Annotated in this window: 13 protein-coding genes and 1 pseudogene; 5 read left to right on the top strand and 9 right to left on the bottom strand. The window is 63.1% G+C overall.

Annotated features, from left to right (window positions below; all coding sequences use genetic code 11):
- Positions 1-29: 29 nt before the first annotated feature.
- The 3 genes from GA615_RS23675 to GA615_RS23665 form a co-directional block, all read right to left on the bottom strand.
- The gene (locus GA615_RS23675; RefSeq protein ID WP_161602514.1) at positions 30-3,302 is read right to left on the bottom strand and encodes a DUF1592 domain-containing protein; all 3,273 of its coding nucleotides are present in this window, start codon (positions 3,300-3,302) and stop codon (positions 30-32) included.
- 210 nt (positions 3,303-3,512) lie between these two features.
- Complete coding sequence (locus GA615_RS23670; RefSeq protein ID WP_152053806.1) at positions 3,513-4,553, bottom strand: sugar phosphate isomerase/epimerase family protein; 1,041 nt, start codon at positions 4,551-4,553, stop codon at positions 3,513-3,515.
- 133 nt (positions 4,554-4,686) lie between these two features.
- Positions 4,687-5,739 (bottom strand): amidohydrolase family protein, encoded by a 1,053-nt coding sequence (locus tag GA615_RS23665; protein WP_152053805.1) that lies wholly within the window; start codon positions 5,737-5,739, stop codon positions 4,687-4,689.
- Between the two features lie 458 nt (positions 5,740-6,197).
- Here GA615_RS23665 and GA615_RS23660 point away from each other — a divergent pair, with 458 nt between their 5' ends.
- The gene (locus GA615_RS23660; RefSeq protein ID WP_152053804.1) at positions 6,198-7,604 is read left to right on the top strand and encodes a DUF1501 domain-containing protein; all 1,407 of its coding nucleotides are present in this window, start codon (positions 6,198-6,200) and stop codon (positions 7,602-7,604) included.
- A gap of 115 nt (positions 7,605-7,719) precedes the next feature.
- Here the strand turns inward: GA615_RS23660 and GA615_RS23655 are convergent, their stop codons facing one another.
- The 6 genes from GA615_RS23655 to GA615_RS23630 all read right to left on the bottom strand — a co-directional run bounded on the left by GA615_RS23655 (position 7,720) and on the right by GA615_RS23630 (position 18,562).
- On the bottom strand, positions 7,720-9,147 hold the full coding sequence (locus GA615_RS23655; RefSeq protein ID WP_152053803.1) for a DUF1501 domain-containing protein: 1,428 nt from the start codon (positions 9,145-9,147) through the stop codon (positions 7,720-7,722).
- A 3-nt stretch (positions 9,148-9,150) separates the two neighbouring features.
- Positions 9,151-12,285, bottom strand: coding sequence for a PSD1 and planctomycete cytochrome C domain-containing protein (locus GA615_RS23650; RefSeq protein WP_152053802.1), 3,135 nt, complete (start codon positions 12,283-12,285; stop codon positions 9,151-9,153).
- A gap of 544 nt (positions 12,286-12,829) precedes the next feature.
- A complete protein-coding gene (locus GA615_RS23645; protein ID WP_152053801.1) occupies positions 12,830-14,035 on the bottom strand; it encodes a methionine adenosyltransferase in 1,206 nt (401 codons plus the stop codon).
- A gap of 151 nt (positions 14,036-14,186) precedes the next feature.
- Entirely contained in the window at positions 14,187-16,640 is a 2,454-nt protein-coding gene (ppsA, locus tag GA615_RS23640; RefSeq protein ID WP_152053800.1) for a phosphoenolpyruvate synthase, read from the bottom strand.
- Positions 16,641-16,881: 241 nt separating this feature from the next.
- On the bottom strand, positions 16,882-17,112 hold the full coding sequence (locus tag GA615_RS23635) for a hypothetical protein (RefSeq protein WP_152053799.1): 231 nt from the start codon (positions 17,110-17,112) through the stop codon (positions 16,882-16,884).
- A 421-nt stretch (positions 17,113-17,533) separates the two neighbouring features.
- On the bottom strand, positions 17,534-18,562 hold the full coding sequence (locus GA615_RS23630) for a zinc-dependent alcohol dehydrogenase family protein (protein WP_152053798.1): 1,029 nt from the start codon (positions 18,560-18,562) through the stop codon (positions 17,534-17,536).
- Between the two features lie 455 nt (positions 18,563-19,017).
- On the opposite strand from GA615_RS23630, the pseudogene GA615_RS28600 reads away from it, so the two are divergent.
- The 4 genes and pseudogenes from GA615_RS28600 to GA615_RS23605 all read left to right on the top strand — a co-directional run bounded on the left by GA615_RS28600 (position 19,018) and on the right by GA615_RS23605 (position 23,529).
- Positions 19,018-19,611, top strand: a pseudogene (locus GA615_RS28600) (Hsp20/alpha crystallin family protein).
- A gap of 268 nt (positions 19,612-19,879) precedes the next feature.
- On the top strand, positions 19,880-20,443 hold the full coding sequence (locus GA615_RS23615; protein ID WP_152053796.1) for an HPF/RaiA family ribosome-associated protein: 564 nt from the start codon (positions 19,880-19,882) through the stop codon (positions 20,441-20,443).
- A 94-nt stretch (positions 20,444-20,537) separates the two neighbouring features.
- Complete coding sequence (locus tag GA615_RS23610) at positions 20,538-21,005, top strand: Hsp20/alpha crystallin family protein (protein WP_152053795.1); 468 nt, start codon at positions 20,538-20,540, stop codon at positions 21,003-21,005.
- 52 nt (positions 21,006-21,057) lie between these two features.
- Positions 21,058-23,529 carry a Lon protease family protein gene (locus GA615_RS23605; RefSeq protein WP_152053794.1) on the top strand — a complete coding sequence of 824 codons (2,472 nt, stop codon included), beginning with the start codon at positions 21,058-21,060 and terminating at the stop codon, positions 23,527-23,529.
- Positions 23,530-23,818: the final 289 nt, after the last annotated feature.

The raw sequence follows: 23,818 nt of genomic DNA, 5'->3' as shown, positions 1-23,818 counted from the left end.
ATCGCTCGCCGGATTCCCAGGATCGGTCATCATTCCCCTCCTACCTCCCCCCGATCGGGGGGAAGGATCGCGTCGGTGCGACGATTGCGGAACTGCTCGCTGGAGACGATCTGGACGATCAGATCGGAGATACGGCCGCCGTGTTCGAGGGTGTCTGTCATGCGTTCGATCAGCGGGCGATCGGAGGCCAGCTCGGCTCGTCCGAGCGCATAGCCCAGGAGCTTGGTGCTGAAGTTCCGATGGAACTGGGAACGTTCGCGACGAAGGTAGGCCCGCAGTCCGTCCGGTCCAGAGACGAATGTGCCGTCGGCCAGCGTGCCGGAGGGGTCGATGGGCTGGCCGTCTCGATACGAGTCGCGCCAGCGCCCCAGCGGGTCAAACTGCTCCAGGGCGAAGCCAAGCGGATCGATCCGAGCATGGCAGTTGATGCAGGAGGCGTCGGAACGGTGGGCCTCCAGACGCTGCCGGACGGTCAGGCCGTCGCCTCGAACGTCGTCGGCCGGGATCGAGCCGACGTCGGCGGGAGGCGGGGGGACCGGCGTGCCCACCACGCGTCTCAGGACCCAATCGCCCCGCTTGACGGCGCTGGTCCTTAAGGGTGCGGAGGTCGCCGTCAGCACGGCCCCGAGGCCGAACAGGCCTCCTCGATGCTGGCGATCCAGGTGATCGACGCGGGAGAAGGTGTCGTCCGAACGTGATCCGACTTCGACTCCGTAGTGTTCGGCGAGCCGACGGTCGAGGAACGAGTAATCCGCGAACAGGATCTCATCAACCGGCCGGTCCTCACGAACGAGATGCTCGAAGAAGGAGATGGCCTCCTCATACATCGAGGCCCGGAGCAGCTCGCTGAATTCGGGGAAACGGTCAGTGTCGATCCCTTGATAGCGGTCGAACCGATAGAAGCCAAGCCATTGACCGAAGAATTCGGTCGCGAGTCGGCGAGCCCTGGGGTCGCGGAGCATGCGGCGGGCCTGTCGATCCAGTTCGGCCGGGTCCTTCAACCGGCCCTCGGCCGCCGATTGCAGAAGCTCCTCGTCCGGGATCGAGGACCAGAGAAAATAACTGAGCCGATTGGCCAGCTCCCCCTCGGAGAGCGCGACGACGCCTGGCTGATCGGAAGGCACGGACTCGACCCGGTACAGGAATGCCGGTGCGACGAGAATTCGTGCCAGCAGAGTGCGGATGGCCCGATCGTGATCGAGTTCTCCCTCCGAGCGCAGATCGGAGTAGAAGCCTCGCAGGCGTTGCCGATCGTCCGGGGTGAGGGGACGCCGCCAGGCACGTTCGGCGAATCGCAGAGCGTCCTCAACATGGCCCGGTTCGGCATCGCGGAGGGCCTGCTGCATCATGGTGAATTCGTCAGTAAGGCGACGGACGAACTCGGCGGGCTCGGGGGCCAAGCGGTCGATCTCCTTCCGATCAAGTTCACTGATGGAGGAGACATCAAGATTAAGTGAAAACTTCTGGATTGCAAAGAGAAGGTTCCGGTCGTAGTAATCAAACGAGGTGAGCAGGTCAGCCCAGGCCTCGTCCAGCCGACGCCGGGTTTCATCGTCAGCAATGTGATTGACGAAAAAATGGTCATCACGATGGTATTTGATGGCTGTGTGAAAGTGATTGCGCTCGGGAGTGTTGTAAGCGTTGTCGAACGGCTCGGGAATCGGATCGCGATCGGACGGAGCCGGCTCGCGGTGCGAGATGCTCGGGAGCACGCGGGCGAACGCCGAGGCACCGTTTTGCCATTCGTCAACCGCGGGATCTTCGGGGACCGCCAGCAGTGCCGACGTGCCGGAAACCTCGGCGGAGATCGCTCCTCCGTGGTCCCAGTCGGCGATCCGGCATCGGACGACCCCTGCCGAGTTGCCGGTGTCAAGCAGGGCAACATCGACCATCAGTCGAGCCGAGTCCGCTCCCGTAGGGATTTGAAGATCGACCGGGATCGTGGCCCCGGCCGGGATTGCAAAATCGTTGTCGCCGATCGAGCCGCCGGACGGTGTCTGGCCGAAGGCGAGTCGTTGGGACGTCTCGGGCGTGACGGAGTTCCGAAGCGGCTGGGGAAGTCCTCTCCGACGCTCGCGACTCCGGAACTGGACCCGAGGGTTTTTCCAGACGACGATCCCGTGCTCGGCCGGTGGGTCGCTGACGGTCGAAACCGACACTTCCAATCGGGCAATTCGAGATTTCTCGGGCCACTGGATCGGGACGAGGAACGAGTACTCACGATCGAGTTGAACCTCGCCAGCCGACAGCACGGCGGCTTCTTCCACGTCCCCGGTCGCTTCAGCAAGCGTGTGTTGCCACTCGCGAAGGTCCTCCGCGATCTCGTCGATGAGCGCTCTGGTCTCCTCGGTGTTCCGATCCAACGGAGACGGCAAGGATTGCCAGCGGTTGATGATCTCCGAGAGTGGTGATGGCATTCCTTCACGATTGAGAATGTCCCAGAGGTGCTCGCAAAGACGGACGCTCTGGCCCTCGCGTCGCGCAAGCTCCGGCAACTCGAACGCGCCAAGGCCCAGTTCGTCGCGGAATCGGTATTGCCAGGCGACAACCATCGCCGCGGGGTAGCGGTCCTGACCGAACGGCTCGGCCCCCTCCCCTGCTCCGGCACGGAAGCCGTGATCGCGGTAGAGCTGTTGGAGCCGAGTGATGGCGGAGAGCTCACGGCCGGTCTGGCCAGGGTCTCTGAAGAAGGTGAGCGGCCCAGCACCGATGACCGCATGATCAGAAACAATCTTGGCCGCTTCGAGGTAACGCTCCAGAGTGGAGTCTTGCATGAACTGAGCTCCCCCGGCATTGGTGAACCCTTCGCCAGAGACGGCGTCGCTCACGAAACGGTCGGCGACATTCAGATCGAGCCCTGTCAGGTCGCGAATCGTATAGGCGTACTCGGCACTGGTGAGGCGCCGCATCGCGACGGGGCCGGGGTCACCGGCGTTCTGCTCGACGTAACGATCGAGGCCTTCCGTGATGGTTCGGAGGATGGTCTCTGTTCGCAAGGTGCCGGGCTGCGGCATGTACTCGGGCGGCATCTTGCCCTCAAGGAGGACACGGGCAACCTTTTCCCACTCCTTGAAGGTTGGACCGAAGTCTGGCTTCGCGGCCATTGCTTCGAGATTGACATGCGCCTCGGTGATCTCGTGGCCGTGACATTCCACGCAATACCGTTGCAAAAACGTCGCTAACTGAGGGAGTGGCTCGTCACCTGCCGCATGGGCCGAGCCGATGCTCGCGAGCAGGCTGGCTAAGAGTCCGGCAGAGAGAACGAACCGATCCAGGCCCTCGGTGTTCGAGGGGATTCTCATGTGAGCCTCCACGACGACCACGAGCGAGGGACCCCAGATCGCCCCGCCCTCCACTGAGGTGAGTCGGCAATGATTTTGACGATAGCCGCGTGGCGGTTCGAATCCAAGGAAATTAGATGCGAATTCGATCCATCTCTCGGAGCATCCGCCGCCTTGAAGGATGTTCTGGGCGGACGTTGCAGGGGCCGAAACCATGGCGTTGAGGAAGACTCAAGGCACCGTGAGATGCGCTCGCGCAAAGTCAAGGCACACACGAACATTCTCGTCTTCGAGCGCGATCTGGCGTTCTGGCGAGAGACTGCTCACCTGGGAAAGGTTCTCGGTGCAATTCTGACGAACCAGACGGAGCGTCTTGGCCAGTCGGCGTCCTGAAGCCTGAGAGGAGTGCCAGTAGGACTCCTGAAGGCAAGGGACAAGGAGGGGATCGCGGGTGATCATTTCCAGTGTCAGATTGAGCCGGGGATTCTCACGAAGCAAGACCCGGACCAGGGCCGGGACGTCGATCATCCCGAGGCCAAGGGGGGCATCGTCGAGCAGGAAGCCATCGGAAGCCTCCGCGAGCCGGGCATCCTTCAGATGGGTCGAGACGGCAAAGGGTGCGAGCAGACGGACCGTCTCCTCGGGGTTCATGAGCAGGGCGAGATCGTTGCCGATGTCCACGGTGGCGCCGATCGCTTCACTGCTGATCTCGGTCAACAGGTCAGCCAGCTCCCTGGCATCGCGGTCCTTGTGGTTCTCGACGGCCAGGCGAATCCCTTCGGTTCTCGCGATCGGCTCGGCACGCTGAAGCGATCGACGCGAGGTGTCGAGAAACGTTCGGTAGGCCTCGCCCGAGGCGAAGGCCTCGTACCGTCTCCCGGTATGGCAGACGGTCCGAGCGATCGTGCCGCCGCAATCTCGAACGCAGCGCAGCTCGGCTCTGAAGCGGTCGAGATCGTCCTTGTCTGTCGGCAGGCGAACCGACCCTTCAACGTACATCTCCCATTGCTCGGCCTGACGACGGACCTGATGGGCCTCGGAACGATCAAGGACTCCCAGCGGAGCCTGGATACCCGCCGCGCCTCGGTCTCGGCAAAAGGCCAGAAATCGGAACGGGTCGAGGAACTCTTTTCCCTTCCGGCGCGTTTGGATCGCATACGAGGCTGCTCCGATCCCAATCGGTGCTCGGGCGTCTCGATCGCTCGCTCCCATTGCCAACGAGGCCGGGATCAGCGCGATCCTGGCAAGGAAGGTGCGTCGGTTCATCGCCATCGATCATTCCTTCCTGCCGCATGGTGGTGGAGTGAGCTCTGGGCCTTCGTCTTATCAGCGTTTCAATGTGTTCGGGAAACGTAATGGATGAGTGTCCTCTCCGAATTCGCTGATCATCAAATCTTGCGATCGATCAGGAATTCAGCGTGGGTAACCATCGCAGCGCGTTCTCTCGAAAAATCTTTCGAAGGATTGGCTCGGGGAGTCCAAGACCCAGGGTTGGCTGTCCTTCATAATCCATCGGCCCCTCGCTCGCGAAGAATGTCCAGTCGAGTTCGTGACGGGCGTTCATGGAGCGGACGGCGGCGTTCTCGTCTCCTCCCCGGAACGAAAAATCGGTGCCATAAAGGACCCGATCCTGGTAGCGTTCCAGGAATGCTTTCACCTGTTCATGATTTCCGCGGGCGAAGTACCGCACGCGTGCCGCCGTGTCGACCGCGAACTGGGGAAATGCGTCGAGCCGTTTCGAGAGGGCGTCGAGGTTCTCCTCATGACTGCCGAGATGGCAACCGATGACGCGGAGATCCGGAAATTGAGCCAGGACGCGGTCCCTTGCGGCCAGGATCTCCTCCTTCGAGGGGGCTCCGGCCTTCCCGAGCATGTGCCATTGCGGATTCCTGGAATAGTAAGGGTATTCGGGGTTGTTTTCATCCAGGGGGAGCCAGGCTCCATCAGGCTCGGCGAGGTGGGCGAGGAGTGTCCGATCGGCGTTTTGGATGGCCTCGTAGATCGGCAACAGCCTGGGATCGTCGGGCAAGAGGTAGGCCCCGGATTTCGACTGGATCGCCATGCCGATGGTCTTCCAGATCTTGACCGCAATCGCGCCTTCGTCGAACGTACGCTGGAGGTGGGCGATGGTCCGCTCGACGAACTCCGGGTTCTCGAAGTCGCGAGCGTCGAAGGTCGAGGCCCAGGCGAGCGTCCCCTGACCTTGCAGCACGACGTCCCGCGTCGCGGCCAGCTTCGCGTCGAGGTCGAACGGTTCGTTACCAACTGCCGGGCAGACGACAATGTCGAGCCCCTGCCAGCCTGTCGTTTCCAGGGCACTGAGCAACGCTGGTGCTTCTTGATGAATATGAATATGTGAGTCGAATCTGGTGAACTCCGAAGCGGTCGCCCCCCGACTGTTGGCCTGGAGAAAGGCAGAGGCAGGCAAGAGTCGGAGCAAATCTCGGCGGTTGAGCATGGGAAACTCATCCTTCAGATGTTCGAGGTTCGATTCTTGTCACGTTAAGGGGGGCGACGTCGGAGGATGTCAACATCTTGGGGGAAAATCGTTCAGTGACCTGCACGAGATGGGACTTGGGCTCATCCCCCCTTTTCGTCTCCAGTGTTCAGCCAGGGCTTCGTGTTCAATATTCGGGGGTGAACATTTCTTTTGAACGATTCTTTTGAGCATTCTCTGCGAACGACTGGTGGAGGTGTCGAGGATCCTCGATCCTGGATGAGTCTCCACTATCTCGGCGATCGGTCTTTTCCGCAACAGATTGGGGATCGTTCCCGGAGAGTGGAACTCCAGACGGCTCGGGCTGGGTGATTGACCAGGCCCATGCAAGCCGTTTCAATCGTGAATCGAGTCTCTCGTTGCCCGAACCCCATCATAACGCTGCCCGGAGACCTCCGGGCCTGGCCGGAGGGTTTGCCATGCTCACCTTCTTCGATCGCGACCCGGCAGGAAGCCGACGCGAATTCTTGCGAGTGGGAGGTTCGGTTGCCATTGGGGCGGCGGGATTGACCTTGGGCCAGCTTGCAACCCTTCAAGCACATGCCGCAGTCGAGACGCTGCCCGGCCTGCTCACAGGAAAGTCCGTCATCTTCCTGTTTCTGCACGGCGGGCCGAGCCAGTTCGAGACTTTCGATCCCAAGATGGACCGCCCCGAGGGTATCCGAAGTGCGACGGGAGAACTCAGCACCAGCCTCCCAGGTGTGACCTTCGGCAGCTCATTCCCGAAGCTTGCCGAACGAGCCCATCGGCTGAACATCATCCGGTCATTCGTCCCCGGCGATGCCAATCATAACCTTAAGCCTCTTGTGGGTCGTGACACATTCGAGACCAACCTCGGATGTGTCTACGCCCGGGTCGCTGGCGCGAACCACCCGGAGTCGGGCCTTCCGACCAACGTCGTGCTCTTCCCCCGAGCGGTCGACGATTCCACGCGCCCCGGCACGTCTTCCTTCGGACGATTCGACGCCACCGGGCCGCTGTCGTCGGCCGATGCCCCGTTCGACCCGGCCGAGGCAGCGCCTGGGACCGGTGAGTTTTCAATGGCGATCCCTCGCGAGCGACTGAACGATCGACGCCGGTTACTCGACAAGCTCGATGGGCTTGTCAGGGGGCTTGAGCAGGCGCCAGCGATCGAAGGGGTGGATCGGATGCGTGAGCAGGCCTATCGGCTGATCGATGGTGGTCTGGCCGAAGCGTTCCATCTGGATGGCGAAGACCCCCGTGTCGTCGAGCGATACGATACAGCCCCCTTGGTTCGTGCCGAGTCGATCCGCACTGTCTGGAACAACCACAAGAATTACCTCGACAACGCGAAATCGCTGGGCAAGCTCCTCTTGCTGGCCCGTCGCCTCTGTGAGCGCGGAGCCGGTTTCGTTACGGTGACGACCAATTTCGTCTGGGACATGCACGCCGACGTCAACAACGCGACGATGGTCGAGGGGATGAGCTACATGGGCCCACCGCTCGATCACGCACTCTCCGCGTTCGTCGACGACCTGTACGCCCGAGGACTCGACGAGAAAATTCTCCTCGTTGCCTGCGGAGAGATGGGTCGGACCCCCCGGATCAATGCCAAGGGAGGCCGCGACCACTGGGGATCGCTCGGCCCGCTCTTGCTGGTCGGCGGCGGACTTCCCGGAGGTCAGGTCATCGGCCAGTCGAGCCGAGACGGCGCCGAGCCTCAGACCGAGGCCATTACTGGACAACATCTTTCGTCGACCGTCTTGCACACGCTGTTTGACGTTGGACAGCTTCGACTGGTCCCGGACCTTCCCCGAGAGTTTGCTCAAACGATGGCGAGTTGGCCGCCGATCCCGGGGCTCTGAGGGGAAATCATGATCAGGCCCGGGATCGATTCGCAGAGTGAGTGATCGCTCTGGACTCTGGAGTCCGGCGTCCTTAGCTTTCAAAAGACTCAAAATTCTTTTAAAAGAGGTTGGCTCATGCCAGGATGTCTTGAACCACGCTTCCCCCCACGTCGGTCAGGCGGAAGTCGCGGCCCTGAAATCGGTAGGTGAGTTTCGTGTGATCGATGCCGAGAAGATAAAGCATCGTTGCGTGGAGATCGTTGATGTGAACGCGATTTTCGACGGCGTGATAGCCTAGCTCGTCCGTCGCGCCGAAGTGGATGCCGGGCTTGATGCCGCCGCCGGCTAACCACATGCTGAATCCGGCCAGGTGATGATCACGGCCATTCCCCTGGGCCATTGGGGTTCGTCCGAACTCGCTTCCGAAAACAATCAAGGTGTCGTCGAGCATTCCGCGTTGCTTCAGGTCGCTCACGAGTGCGGCCACGCCTCGATCGACCTCGGCAGCCGTTCCGGCGACGTGGTCTTTGATCGCGCCATGATGGTCCCAGTCGCGGTGATAGAGCTGGATGAACTTCACGCCGCGTTCGGCCAGGCGTCGGGCCAGGAGGCAGTTCGATGCGAAGGTGCCGTCACCTCCCTCGGTGCCATAGAGTTCTCGAATATGGGCCGGCTCGTCCGAAAAATTGACAAGGTCGGGGACGCTTGTTTGCATCTGGAATGCCAGTTCATACTGGCTGATCCGCGCGGCGATTTCAGGGTCGTCCACCGCCTCAGCTTCGATCGCGTTGAGGGCCTCGACGGCTTCGACCACGTCGCGCTGGCGATCTGGGGTGACGCCTTGCGGGCTCTTCACGTACATCACCGGGTCGCCCTGGCCTCGAAACTGGACCCCCTGGAACTCGCTCGGGAGGAAGCCAGAGTGCCACTGCCTCGCGGCGATCGGCTGCGACTGGCCGTACTTGCCGGTCGAGACCATCACCACATAGCCCGGAAGGTTGTCGATCTCATTTCCCAGGCCGTAGAGCAGCCACGAACCCATGCTCGGCCGTCCCGAGATCATCGATCCGGTGTTCATCAAGGTGTGGGCCGGGTCGTGATTGATCGCGTCGGTGTGCATTGATCGAAGAATGCAAATGTCGTCCGCGATCGTTTCTCCGATCCGTGGGAAGATCGTACTGATTTCCTGGCCGGATTCGCCGTATCGCTGAAACGGGTGCTGTGGCGCGAAGCAGTTGAGCGTTTGCCCCTGGAGTTGCGCGATTTGCTGGCCCGCAGTGATCGATTCCGGCATCGGCTGGCCGTGGAGTTCGGCGAGCTTCGGCTTGGGGTCCCACGTTTCCAGGTGGCTCATGCCGCCGGCCATGTAGAGCCAGATGACTCGCTTTGCCTTGATCGGGTAATGAGGTTGCGCGAGAATTCCCGTTCTTCGATCGATGGCCCCCGCGCGACCTTGGAGCAATCCGGCCAGTGCCAGACTCCCGACCCCGCAGGCTGCACGGCCCAGGAATCCCCGACGGGTCTGGAGAAGATTTCGTCGACGGAAGAGTGAGTGGTCCATGACTCAGTTCCTGGTGATGGTGGCGTGCAGGTTCAAGAGGGTACGGGCCACATTCGTCCACGCTGCCAGTTCCGCCGGATCGAACTCGTCCGGGATGGGCCGCGAGCCGATCGAGAGCAGGGCTGTTGCTGACTCGTGATCGGCCTGGTATTCCGCAAGGTGCTTCTCAAGCAAGGAACGGAGGACCTCGCGCTCCGCCGGCCTTGGCGACCGCGAGAGTGCCCGCTGAAATGCCCAGTCCAACCGATCCCCCGAGGTCGATCCCCCATCACGAAGAATCAGTTCCGCAAAGGCCCGAGCGGCCTCGACATAGGCCGGATCGTTCAGGAGCACGAGGGCCTGGAGCGGTGTATTGGAACGGACGCGCTCGGCCGTGCATTCCTCGCGGCTCGGGGCGTCGAAGGCGAGCAGGCTCGGGTAGAGATATTGCCGCTGCCAGTGGGTGTAGAGTCCGCGTCGATAGAGTTGCAAGCCCGTGTCGTTCTGCCACTCCCGAGTCGGAAAGTTCAGGAAGGACCAGTAACCCGGCGGCTGGTACGGCTTCACGCTCGGCCCTCCGATTTCCTTGGTCAGAAGGCCGGCGATGGAAAGCGCCGTGTCTCGCACAAGTTCCGCATCAAGCCGAAACCGAGACTGTCTCGCCAGGAAACGGTTGTACGCATCCTTGTCTTGGAGGTCATTCGAAGCATAGGACGATTGCCGATACGTTCCGGAAGTCACAATGGTCCGGACGAGATCCTTCACGTCCCAACCCGAATCGATCAGGCGAGCGGCAAGCCAGTCGAGGAGTTCCGGATGGCTCGGCCATTCTCCCTGGCTTCCCAGGTCGTCCATCGTGCGAGAAAGCCCCTCGCCGAAAGAGAGTTTCCAGAGCCGGTTGGCCAAAGCCCGCGCGGTGAGCGGGTTCTCGGGCGAGACGATCCATTGCGCCAGATCAAGGCGATTCAGCCGCTCCGTGTCGCCTGCAGTTTCCGGACCTGGCAAGACCTCGGGCGTGCCCGGCAAGACCACCTCGCCAGAGTCGTCCATCCAGTTCCCGCGAGGCAGCACTCGGATCGTCCGAGGTGGGACCGACACCGTTGCCAGCATCGTCGTCACCTGGCCATTCAAGGTGTCACGTTCCTCTTGTAGTGTCGCCAACTTCGCTCGATGCGGTTCCAGCATCGGGGCGATTGACCGATAGTGTGCGGCAAGAATCGCCTTCTGATCCTCATCTCGCCGGTTGGGTTCCACGATCAGTGCATCCCTCACCGGCCTTGGCTGCCCGATCCCCGGCGCCTTCACCGGCCGAGGCGCAGCGGCAACCGAGAGCCGGAACCGTCCCAGCGTGTGGTGAGGATTTTCGTGGTTCTGAGCCAGGGTGACGGTCAGCACCGCATCTTCATCGATGGTCAGGTCGATTGCCGTTTCAAAGATCGCATGGTTCGGCAACCCAGCCTCTCCCAGGATTGCCCAGCCGAGGCTGGCCCCCTGGGTATCCTGGTCGATTGCAGCAGACGCAGCCCAGGCCTTGTACGGGTTGTTCTCGGCTCCTTGCGTTTGCTCAAACGTAGCCGTTGCACGTTCGAACACCAGCGGTTGAGGAATCGAATCCAGGGATCGTTGCAGGTCTACACTCAATTCGGTCAGGACGAAGTTTCCGTTCTCGGCACGTCCTGGCCCCTTTGCCGGCAAGGAGTCGTCTGGCAGGGCTTCGACCCGCAACGCCACGACACCACTCAAGGAATCCGGAGCCCTTAACCGAACGGTATAGATGTCCTGAGGCGAAGAGGCTCCCGTCGCCAGGATCGACCCATCCTCAAGCACCTGAAGCTCTGATCCGTTCGTCGATCGCGCCTCAATGGGTGTCAATGTCATCCATGCCAAGGTGGGCGCGACCGCCGCCTCCCAATCGGCCTGAGCTGCTTGAAGCTCGGGGGTCGGGGTGTCGAGGATTGCATTGATCTCCGCGATCTTCGCATCGAGATCCGCGAGTTTCTTTGCCTGTTCGCCCGTCGGCACGGGCATGGAGGGGCCAAAGTCACTCCCGCTGTACAGTCCCCGTTCCTGGATGTCGGCAAAGAATGCTTCCATGCGGTAGAAGTCTCGCGTCGTCCATGGGTCAAACTTGTGGTCGTGACATTCCGCACAACCGATGGTCACGCCCAACCACGCGCCGGACACGTTGCGGACCCGTTCGGCTGCGTATTTTGCCAGGTATTCCTTCGGCTGGACTCCACCTTCTGCGCTCATCATGCCGAGTCGATGATATCCCGACGCAATCTTCTGCTCGAGTGTTGCATCTGGCAAAAGGTCACCGGCAAGTTGCTCGATCGTAAATTGATCAAATCGCTTATTTTCATTAAAAGACTTGATTACATAATCTCGAAACGGAGACACCGACACCGGTTGGTCGCCGTGATACCCGACGCTGTCCGCATAACGGACCAGATCGAGCCAGAACATGGCCATCCGCTCGCCATAGTGCGGAGACGCCAGCATGCGGTCGACCAGTCGCTCATACGCCCTCGGTCCCGAGTCGTTCACAAAACGGTCCACCTCCTCGGTCGATGGCGGCAGCCCCAGGAGATCAAAGCTGAGCCGACGGATCAACGTGACTCGATCGGCTTCTGCCGAGGGCGCCAGGCCGTTGGCTCGATGGGCTTCAAGGATGAAGCGATCGATCGGGTTGCGCACGAACCCGGGTTCGTCTACCTCCGGAGGCTCCTGTCTCCTGATCGGCGCGAGGGACCAGTGCGGTTCCCACTCCGCCCCTTCGGAGATCCAGCGCTCCAGCAGAGCCACTTGCTCGGTGGTCAGCGATTTTCCCGTCGCAGGCGGTGGCATGCGTTCGTCTGGGGCATCCGAGATGACACGGTAGAGCAACTCGCTCTCGTCGAGGTTGCCAGGAACGACTGCGTACCCTTCGCTTGGAAGCCTGGCCTTAGCCCCTTCCTCTTCGTCCAGACGAAGTCCAGCCTTCCGGTTCCGAGTGTCGGGACCGTGACAGGCAAAGCAGTTCTCCGACAGGATCGGTCGGATGTCACGATTGAACTCGATCGCGGTTGGTTCATCAGCAATTACGAATGAGGGCGTGTTGAAGAGAAAAACAATCAGAGCGAGTCCAGGCCCCATGCGGGGTCCGTGTGGATGGCTCATGCGTAGGCCCTCGGGCAGGGAGAGTTCAATCGAGAGAAGGAACGCGACGGGATGCGCCCAAACCCTCCCCCATTCTTCACGAACGACACCGGCTTGAGAAGGCTCTGGGCAGAAAGAGACGCGCTGAAGTCTCCGCTTTCGGCAGGTGTCTTTCGGCCGGGTGTGGACCAGGACGCGGAGGCTGACCCGAGCTGTTCGCTCGTCACATCGTCGACGCATGACCGTTTGACGCCACACTCCGGGCAGGGTTTCTCCACGTCGGGCTGGTCGCGCAAGACTTCAACGCGAGGCGGGTTCACTGGAGCGTGATGACGCTCGTGCCCGGTTCGAGCTCGGGGTGCGGCTAAAGCCGGTGGGGACGGGGGCGTGCTTGGCTCGCCGTCGAAGAGCAAACGCTGGTTGGGGATTTCCTTCTCGTTGGAGGGGGCGAAGGTGCGTCGGATCAGGCGATCGCGGCGCCCCTGCATCCGTTCGATCACCGCCTGTTGCTGGCGGATCAGGCGATGATCGGGATCGCTTGCCGGGGCCTTGTCGTTCCCCAGGCTCAAGCGACGGGCAGCTCGCCCTGTACCAGGCGATCGACGAATGGGCCGATCCCTGCAAGCTCCTCTCGGACCAGGTCGCGGATCGGATCGGCGACGTCCTCGGCGGAGACACCCGTCGCCAGGGAGACACGGATCGAGGAGCACCAGGGCTGGTCCAGAGGCTGGCCAATCCGGCTGCAGAGCCAGACCGTCGCCTCCTCGACCGGTTTAATCGAGTCGAACACTCGCCCTGCGATCCGATGAGCCAGGAGGTGATAGATCTTGCCCACGTGTCGGGTGGGGTTTTTTCCGGCAGCGGCCTCCAGAGTCATCGGTCGGCCCAGACTGATGAGCCCGTTGACCCGATTGCCCCGACCGACTTCGCCGCCGTCGCCGCACTCGGCCGACGTCCCCAGCACCGTCAGGTACATTCCTCCCACCCCCCGGCCCGGCTCGTCGAGCGCATTGATCCGAACCGCGACACCATCGAGCCTTTCGAGCCGAGCGGCCAGGTGGCCCTGCAATTCAGTCTCAAGGTCTGCCTTACGCCCGAAGTAGGTGGCCTCGTCGGTGACAAACCGATCGACGAATGCGACAGCGACTGTCAGCTCCAGCGTCCGACCACGCCGAACGCCCATGACCTTGACATCCTCGCCGGCCTCCGGCCAGGTCTGCTTGGTGGCCGGGTCGTTCAGCCACCGCTCGGCCTCCAGCACCAGCCGCTCGACCTCCGACAGTGGGGCGAAGCCGACGCCGACTGAAGTGTCGTTGGCTGTGGGCACTGCCCCCTCGAACAGGCCTTGCAACTCGGCCGACCCGGGCCGGATCTCGGGCTGGAAGGTGACATGGCGGTCGGGGTCGACGAAGCGCAGGTGCTCGCGGAGCCAGGTTCGGGCCGTTGCGACCGCCAGCTCGTCGACCGGCAGCGACCGGCCCGCCCAGACCTTCACCGCTCGGTCGCCGAGGACAATCCGCATCGGCGCCTCGACCACTCCACCGCCGGGCCGGGGTGCCGTCTGGCCAGCGATCAACAACCCCTTATCGACGTTGTGGTGCAAGACGCGGCCCGCCTCCTGGCGGTACAGACGGCACAGCGCGACGGAAACGGCCTCCATGACGTGGTCGCAGATCGAGTCGGGGTGACCCAGCCCTTTGCGCTCGACAAACTCGACCGGGCGTTGGCCCATGGGGGGATCGTGCGTTTGCTCCAGAAGAATCTCGTCCATCGCACTTGCCTCCCCTCAGGTCCGGAGGGATTGGGTTCAGTCGGCGAGTCGGCGGGGGCGTGATGGTCGCGGCCTCAAAACGGGGCTCGATCAGTCGAAATCTTCCCCAGCGCTCTTCGATTGGGTGGCGGCCCGTGACCAAGGTGACCGATCAGGGGGCGCTGGCCGCCGGCAGTCGATCAACCTGTGCACGATCGGCCAGTTCCGCTTCGGCCTCCAGGATGGTGACGGTTGTTTTCAGGACCGCGTCGGGGTTGAGCGAGATACTGTCGATCCCCTGCTCGACGAGGAAGCGGGCGAACTCGGGATAGTCGCTTGGTGCCTGACCGCAGATGCCGATCTTGCGCCTCGCGGCTCTGGCGGCCTGGATCACCCGGGCGATCATCGTCGTAACGGCCTGGTTGCGCTCGTCGAAGAGGTGGGCGATGATTTCCGAGTCGCGGTCGACACCCAGCACCAGTTGCGTCAGGTCATTCGAACCGATCGAGAAGCCGTCGAAAACCTCGGCAAACTGCTCGGCCAGGATTACATTGCTGGGGATCTCGCACATCACATAGACCTCCAGCCCGTTCTCACCCTGGACCAAACCGTGTCGGGCCATCTCGGCGATGACCTTGCGTCCCTCCTCGACGGTCCGGCAGAAGGGAATCATGAGCTTGAGGTTGGTCAGGCCCATCTCGTCCCGGACCTTTTTCATCGCCCGGCACTCCAGGGCGAAGCCGTCACGATAGCGCGGGTCGTAGTAGCGAGAGGCCCCTCGGAAGCCGAGCATCGGGTTTTCCTCACTCGGCTCGTAGGCTCGTCCACCGATCAGATCGGCATACTCGTTGGTCTTAAAGTCACTCAGTCGTACGATCACATCCTTCGGAGCGAAGGCCGCCGTGATCATCGCCACGCCCTGTGCCAGCCGGTCGACAAAGTACTGTGGCTTGTCGCCGTATCCGACGGTCAGGCGATCGATTTCGGCCCGTACGGCCGGTTCCTGTTGTTCGTATTCCAGCAGGGCGACGGGGTGGATCTTGATGGCGTTGGCGATGATAAACTCCAGGCGAGCCAGGCCGACCCCATCATTCGGGATCATCGAGAGGCGGAGGGCTTCCTCCGGGTTCCCGACGTTCATCATGACCCGGGTTCGGGGCCGCTGCAGCTCCTCCAGGTCGATGCGCTGCACCTGGAAGGGCAACACGCCTTCGTAGACGCGGCCGACTTCCCCCTCGGCGCAGGAGACGGTAATCTCCTGGGCGTCATGGACCACCTCCGTGCCGTTGCCCGTGCCGACGATCGCCGGCAGGCCCAGTTCTCGACTGACGATCGCCGCGTGGCAGGTGCGACCGCCCCGGTTGGTGACGATGGCCGCGGCCATCTTCATCGTCGGCTCCCAGTCGGGGTCGGTCTTGTCGGTGACCAGCACCTCCCCTTCGCGGAACTGGTGCAGTTGGTGCGCATCCTTGACGACACGAACCGGCCCCTGGCCGATTTTCTCACCAACGCTCCGGCCGGTCGCAAGGACCCGGCTCTGACCGCCAAGCCGGTAGACCTCCAGCGCATCGGCCCGCTTCTGCGACTGGACCGTTTCGGGACGAGCCTGGACGATGAAGAGTTCGCCGGTGCGTCCGTCCTTGGCCCATTCCATGTCCATCGGCGTCGGGCGACCGCGCTTGTCCGAATAGTGGTCCTCAATGATGCAGGCCCACTGGGCCAAGGTCAGGATGTCGTCGTCGTCGATGGCGAACCGCGCACGGTCTTCGGGCGGAACGGGGACGTTTCGGGTCATCCGCGTGCCGCCGACATCGTAGACCAGCTTGAACTCCTTCGAGCCGAGCGTCTTCTGAAGGATTGGCCGAAATCCTTGCTTGAGCGTGGGCTTGAAGACGGAGTACTCGTCCGGGTTGACCGAGCCCTGCACGACGTTCTCACCGAGCCCGTAGGAGGCGTTGATGAGCACAACGTCGGGAAAGCCGGTCTCGGTGTCGATCGAGAACATGACGCCCGAGGCGGCCAGGTCAGACCGAACCATGCGCTGCACGCCCACCGAAAGGGCGACGTTCTCGTGGGTGAATCCCTTGTCGACGCGATAGGAGATGGCGCGATCGGTGTAGAGGGACGCGAAGCAGCGCTTGCAGGCCTCAAGCAGGGCGCGGTGCCCCTGGACGTTCAGGAACGTCTCCTGCTGGCCGGCGAAGCTGGCGTCGGGCAGGTCCTCGGCGGTGGCGCTGCTGCGGACGGCCACGTCGGGCGGGGGGCCGTTCGGGTCGGCCAGTTGGCCGTACGCCTCGACCAGCGCACGCTCCAGGTCTCCGGGCAAGTCGCTCGCGAGGATCGCGTGGCGGATGGCGTGGCCGCGGCGACGGAGGTCCTCCAGGTCATTCGTATCGAGTCCGCTCAGTTGCTCGGCGATCTGCCCCTCAAGGTGTCCGTGCGTGAGGAAGGCCCGGTAGGCCTCGGCCGTCACGGCGAACCCGTTCGGGATTCGCACTCCCTGAGGGACCAACGCTCGGTACATTTCGCCGAGCGAGGCGTTCTTGCCCCCGACCAGAGGCACGTCGTCGATCCCCAGCTCCTCGAACCAGCGGATGTGCGGATAACGATCGGTGTCGCGCGTCATCGGAGTCCTCCTGTGTCAGAGTTGTGCCGATCCGCGGGTGGAGCAGGCGGGGAGGAAACCCAGGCGGCTTGGGCCGAGGAGGAGACGAGGAAACCTCGATCACCCGATCGCCCCGGCCAACCGCCCAGAGATGGAAGTCGTTTCAATCCAGGGACGGAATGGCGACGTCGGCACCATGCTCGCGACAGTCTCCGCCGATGCCAGGTGCCCGAGCGTCGCGCACCTCAGGGCGTTCCCTCCATCAGGGTATCCCGGCGCTCCGAGCGATCTCTCCCCCGCGACGATCGACCTCGTCGGCAAGCTCGGCGGTCAACGTCTGGTTGGGATAGACGATGACACGCTCGTGGGCCAGTTCGAGCGCCTCCTCGGCGTCATCAGCCTCAAGCTCGGCGACCCGCATTGAATAGGTAACGCCTTCACGCTTCGGCTGGTTCTCGTCGTTATATCCGTGGCGGTAAATGTAATACCTCATTGCTCGGCTCCTCACGATCGGAACGGCTCCCCGCCCCCGGCATTCCTATCGCCCCGAGGGGCAGGCAAGTTGGGGCGGTGCTCGTGGGGTTCCCGGCCGTCCGGTCCCGTCGACTCGGGGCGGCGGAGGGGTCTCCTTCGCCGTGGGCCGAGTCCGAACCAGCGGCCCCTGTGGAAGGGTTGGTGCGGTTTCCGAGACCCGAAAGCGTCATTCCCCCCGTTTCCTCATCGAAAAAAAATGCCCCGCAAGGGCGAATGGATTCACCCGGCGGGGCCGCCATAGCCCATGATGCCACCCTTCGCGAGTGCCACCGTTCAATCTTATCGGAGAGGCGAAGGCAAAACAAGGATCTGCTGATGAGTCAGACTCGCCTGCGCAAGGACGATCAGTCCTATCTCGGATCGCCAGGAGCCCTGGGTCGTCAGGTGATCCGCAGGACCTTGGCCCCTCGGATTTTCTTGGCCTTCAGCTCGACAAGCGCCCGGTTGGCCTCCTCCAGCGGGTATTCCTCAACCTCGGGCCTGATCGGGATCTCGGCGGCCATGCGGAGGAACTCGCGGACGTCACGTCGCGTAACATTGGCTACGCTCTTGATTTCCTTCTCAAGCCAGAGGTCGGCCGGGTAGTCGATGCCGAGCAAAGCTTCCTTGTCCACGTCTTCCTTGCGGATGGCGTTGATGACCAGTCGTCCGCCCGGCGCAAGTCGGTGGAGAGCCGCCACGACCAGGGTCCAGACGGGGGTGGTGTCGATGATCGCATCGAGCGGTGCCGGAGGGAGGTCGAGCGTGTCGCCAGCCCAGGCAGCCCCGAGCTCTCGAGCGAACGATCGTTCCAGCTCGGTGCGGGCAAAGACAAAGACCTCCGAGCCCGGGAACGCGTGCCGGGTCAACTTCAGCACCAGGTGGCCCGAGGCGCCGAAGCCGGTCAGCCCCAGTCGCTGACCATCGTGGAGGCTGGTCAGTCGGAGCGAGCGGTAACCGATCGCCCCGGCACAGAGCAGCGGGGCGGCCTCGGCATCGGAGAAGCCGTCGGGGATTGGATGGACAAACGCCTCGGGAACGGTCATCAGCTCGGCGTAGCCGCCGGGGACGTCGCGCCCGGTAGCTCGGAAGTCGTCGCACAGGTTTTCGTTGCCTTGCCGGCAGTACGAGCAGGTGCCGCAGGCGGAATGGATCCAGGCGACACCGACGCGGTCGCCTGCCCGAGCAGTGGACACGCCCGGCCCGATGGCCTCGATCCGCCCCACCGCCTCGTGGCCGAGAATCATCGGTAACCGGGACGGTGGAGTTCTTCCCTCAATCTCGTCCAGCTCGGTGTGACAGACGCCGCAGGTCGTAACCCGGACGAGGACCTCTCCCGGCCCAGGAACGGGTTCGGGAACCTCGGCCGCTCGGAGGGGCGTGGGGTTCTCCGCCAGGGGGCCGACCGCATCAAGGACCATCGCACGCATGATCATTTCCCCAGGTTGATCTGCCGTCGACGGACGTTCTTCGGGCCAACGGATCATTCTACCGGCCACATCACGGATCACCCGGAACAATCCGTCCCCGACGGCATCAACATGAGCCCCTGAATAGGCGGACCGATTCGATGATGAATCCAGATCTCTTGGATTGACCTTGAACAGTCGTTCTGCTAAACCAGTAACTGTCGATCGCTCATGAGGGGTGATGCGGACATGGCGAAGATGGCCCCGCTCTGCGAATTGTCGCGGAGTCGGGGTTTCTTCTTTTTTTGGCCACGGGCACCTCGCCTCGTCCGTTTCTGGAAATCTCCCAATGGGCTTCGGCCTCGGTCGCACGATCAACAAGCGACCGGAAATTGGCTTGCCCCTTTCGGGGCGGCCGATTCGTGCACCCTCGCGTTATGAGCATCTGAGACCCCGCAACGCGGGAGGAGGGAGCCATGGCGGAAGTCAAAGCGGCACCCAGTCCGAAGGCCGCTACCCCTGCAAGCTCGGGCTCAGCAACAGAGGTCGAAGGCCGTCCGGCGACGACCCCAGGCGCTTGGTACGAGAATCCGTCTGCCTTCATGCGACGGATCGGCGACGAGATGGACCGAGCCTTCGACCGCTTCTTCGAGGAGTCCGGCGTGCGCGTGCCTCGGTTCCTGGGCCGGGGACGCGAACTGCTGCGACGCGAGGCGGGCCTCATCCCGGCCGAGTGGTCACCTCGGATCGATATGCTGCAACGTGAGGGAAATTTGATTATCCGCGCCGATGTCCCCGGTCTGTCCAGGGATGACATCAAGGTCGAGTTGACCGGCGATCTGCTCACCATCCAGGGAGAACGCAAGCACGAATAGGAGGAAGAACGGAAAGGCTATTTTTACAGAGAGTGCCACAGCGGAACATTCTATCGCGCCATCCCGCTGCCAGAAGGGGTCGATACCTCACAGGCATCCGCAACCTTCCGGGATGGCGTTCTGGAAGTGTCCATGCCCGCGCCGAAGCCTCCGGAGCAGAAAGCCCGGCAGCTTGAGATCCGAGATGGGAGTTAAGCAGTGGCCAAGGGGTGCCGCGCGTTCTGTACCCGCACCTGAGTGTCGTGCGTTCTCTGTCCGGACTGGGCACGATTGCCTCACCTTTCTCCACGGTTCTCCTCGTCCTGTCATGAGACCTGGGTGGCAAGCCGACCATCAAAGATGCCGCCCAGGTCGAGAGTCGGTTGACGAGTTCGAACCGCACCAGAACGGAAGTGTACGTGGGGCAGCAGACACGAAAGTGAGTATGTGACCGCAAGTCGATCCTTGAGATGAGGGTACGATCATGAGGCTGCCATTGCAAATCGCCTTCCACAATCTGCCCCATTCGGCCGAGGTCGAAGCCAAGATCCGGACTGAGGCCGAGCGGCTGGATGACTTCTACGACCGGATCATGAGCGGCCGGATCGTCGTCGATGTGCCGCATCATCATCACCAACAGGGCAACCTCTATCAGGTCCGGATTGACCTGAAAGTCCCCGGTGGTGAGATCGTGGTGCGTCGTGACCCGGCCAAGCATGCCGAATATGCCGACCTCGACCTTGCGATCCGCGACGCCTTCGACGACGCTCGCCGCCAGCTCGAGGATCACTCCCGGATCGAACGGGGTCGGGTGAAGGCCCACGAGGCGATGCCGCATGCCAGGGTCGCTCGGCTCTTTCCCGAGGGTGGATACGGCTTCCTCGAGACCCCCGAAGGCCGGGAGATCTACTTCCACGAACACAGCGTCCTGGACGGTGGGTTCGGTATCCTGGAGGTGGGATCAGAGGTCCGTTTTGCCGAGGAGCAGGGCGAGGAAGGGCCTCAGGCCAGTACCGTCTCTCCGGTCGGTCGCCACGGCGGCATCTGACCCGAGCAGCGCGACGTACCGAGGCCGTTTCCGAACGGACCACAAGCCGTTGAGTTGTGCTTGAGCCCGGATCAATCCAACGAAGGACTTCACCGTGTCCGGTCCCTGGACGACCCCTTTTCCCGACCTCCATCAGCGGATGGACGAGCTCTTCGACGAGCTGATCTTCCGGCGATGGTCCATCCCCGGCATGTCCGGATGGCGTCCTCCGGTCGACCTCCATGAGACCCGAGACGCCTACCTCGTGGTGATTGACCTCCCGGATGTTCCCCCGGATCGGGTCGAGATCCGGGTCACCGATTGCGAGGTGGTCATCGCCGGGGATCGCCCCGATTCGGCCCCAGCCGACACCCTCCAGAGTCACCGCGAGCGGCGCTGCGGCCCGTTTCGGAGGGGGTTGGCACTGGCTGAGCCGATCGATCCCGAGGTGGCCCGCGCCGAGTACCAGAACGGCACCTGTCGCCTTCGGTTGCCCAAGCGGAGGCTGGGCGAGCGTTTCCCCGTCGAGCCGGCCCGAAGCGAGTCGACGGTCGCCCGGACTCTCCGCATCTTGATACATTGAACGGTCCCGTCAGGGCGGGCGTTTCCGCGCCCGGAACGCCAGGACATCCCCGATGACCTCGACACCCGCCGGCGATCGGTTCGAGTTGACCCCGGCCGACCTCGCCCCGCAGCTTTCACCCGATCGGCTCGGCTTCCAGACGACCGCTGAGCTCGACCCCCTCGACGACGTGGTCGGCCAGGATCGCGCGTTGAAGGCCCTGGAGCTTGGACTGTCGATCCGACACCGGGGATACAACGTCTTTGCCTCCGGCCTGAGCGGAACAGACACCAAAGAGCTGATTCGACGGCTGTTGGAGGTGCGGGCTCGCCTCGAGCCCACGCCGGACGATTGGGCCTATGTCCACAACTTCGACGAGCCCGATCGTCCGCTCGCGCTACGCCTGCCCGGTGGTCACGGGGTCCGGCTCCGCGACGCCCTGGAGCAGCTTCTGGATCGGCTCCGTCATGACCTGCCCGAGGCCCTCAAGGCCAAGGACTTCTCCGCCGAGCGCGACCGCCTGGGCGCGTCCTTCGGCCAGCGGAGCGAGGCGTTGTTCGACGACCTGCTCGACCAGGCAAAACGGCTGAACCTGAACGTCCAGCGGCTCCCCAACGGTGTGCTGAACATCATCCCGCTCAAGGATGGTCGGCCGATGGAGGCCCGAGACTTCGAGCAGCTTGGCGAGTCGGAGCGGGCCGACGTCGAGCGGCGCCAGAAGGAGATGGGCGAACACGTCGCCGCGACCATGGCCCGGCAGCAGGAGCTGATGGCCGAGCTGCACGAGGCGATCGAGGAGATCGTCCGTGGTTTCGCCCGCCGCATCCTCGACCCGCTTTTCGATCGGGTCAAGGCCGACTTCCCCGCCGCGCCTCTGGCCACCTGGCTCGACCGCCTGCGGGACCATCTGCTCGACCACCTGGATCGGCTCAAGCAGGAGGATGAGCCCCCACCCGGCGACCTGAACGCCCAAATCCGGCGAGCGGACCCCTGGCTTGCTTGCCGTGTCAACGTCGTTGCCGATCACTCCCATGCCGAGGGGGCACCCCTCGTCGTGGAGCTTGCCCCCAGCTACAAGAATCTCTTTGGCACCGTCGAGCACGACGTCAACCTCTTCGGCCGTGTCACCACCGACTTCACCCGGATCAAGCCGGGCAGCCTGCTGCGCGCCAGCGGGGGCTATCTGGTCCTCGATCTGGAGGACGCGCTGACTGAGCCGCTGGTCTGGAAGCAGCTCAAGCGGGCGCTCCGTTCCGGCCAACTGCTGACCGAGGCCTACGATCCCCTGTCCCTTTTCTCTGCGGCGGCCCTCCGACCGCAGCCAATCCCGATCGACACCAAGGTTGTCGCCCTCGGCCCGGTTCAGCTTTACTACCTCCTCCGTGAGGTCGATGAGGAGTTCGCCGCCCTGTTCAAGATCCGGGCCGACTTTGGAGACGAGACCCCTCGCGACGAGCAGGGCGAGCACGCCTACGCTCGCTTCGTCGCTCGGGTGGCTCGCAAGGAGGGGCTGCCGCCCTTCACCGCCGCCGCCGTCGCCGAGGTAATCTGCTTCGGCGCTCGCGCCGCCGGGCATCGGGAGAAGCTCTCGGTCGAGTTCGGCGAGGTGGCCGACCTGGTCCGTGAAGCCGGTTACTGGGCCCGAGCCGACGGCAAGACGTCCGTCAGCGGCGAGCACGTCCGACGGGCGCTGGACGAGCGGGTCTATCGCGGCGATCGGATCGCCGCCAAGATCCGGGAGCTGATTCGCGAGGGGACCCTGCGCATCGCGCTGCGAGGCCAACGCGTCGGCCAGATCAATGGGCTGCCGCTGCTGCAAATGGGCGAGCTGCGCTTCGGCTGGCCGAGCCGGATCACGGCCGCGGCGGGAATCGGACAGGAAGGGGTGGTGAGCATCGAACGCGAGGTCGAGCTCAGCGGAGACATCCACAACAAGGGCGTGCTGATTCTCGGGGGGTATCTGCTTCACCGCTACGCCCGGCAGCACCCGCTGGCCTTGTCCGCCAGCCTGACCTTTGAGCAATCCTACGGCTGGATTGAGGGAGACAGCGCCTCGTCGGCCGAGTTGTATTGCCTCCTCAGCGCTCTGGCCGACGTGCCGCTCCGGCAGGACATCGCCGTCACCGGATCGGTGAACCAGCATGGCGAGGTCCAGGTTGTCGGCGGGATTAACGAGAAGATCGAGGGATTCTTCGACGCCTGCCGGCTCACCGGCTTGACTGGAACTCAGGGCGTATGCATTCCCAGGGGGAACGTCTCCAACCTGGTTCTCCGGCCCGATGTGATCCGAGCAGTCTCCGAGGGCCGCTTCCACGTCTGGGCCGTCGACACCATCGACGAGGGAATCGAGTTGTTGACGGGGCTGCCGGCGGGCGATCTCGATCAGGAGGAGACGTTTCACTACCGGCTTGACCGTCGGCAACAGGAAATCTTGAGCCTTCTCGAATCGCAACCGACTCCGGCAGTCGTTCCCCATGTGCGGCAGGCCGTCGTGGGGGGAACTCCCGCCCCTGCTCCTCCCCCGTTGCCCGGCGAGCGAGGATGACCGGTCCACCGCCACCCCTCCTTCCAACGGAGGCCGGTTCGACGTCTGGTGATATTCAGAAGTTCTTGAAGTTCCTGCTTCCATTTCCTTGAAAGTTCAGCTAGAATGAGGGTCGTGTTGTGACGCTCATGAAGGGCGGAACCACGATGGCTATGGTGGCCCCGACCTGCGCTCAACCGCAGGGGCGGGGTTTTTTTATGCGGAGCGGGCAGGCTAGCCAATCGGTGGCACGAAGGTTGACTCCGAGTCCACTTGAGCGAAGCCGACCCCAATGAAAGAGAGGAGGTGA

Origin of the sequence: Tautonia marina (assembly GCF_009177065.1) — a bacterium.
Taxonomy (GTDB): Bacteria; Planctomycetota; Planctomycetia; order Isosphaerales; family Isosphaeraceae; genus Tautonia; species Tautonia marina.
The sequence above is the reverse complement of the archived record's forward strand: the minus strand, read 5'-3'. Positions and strand labels throughout refer to the sequence as shown.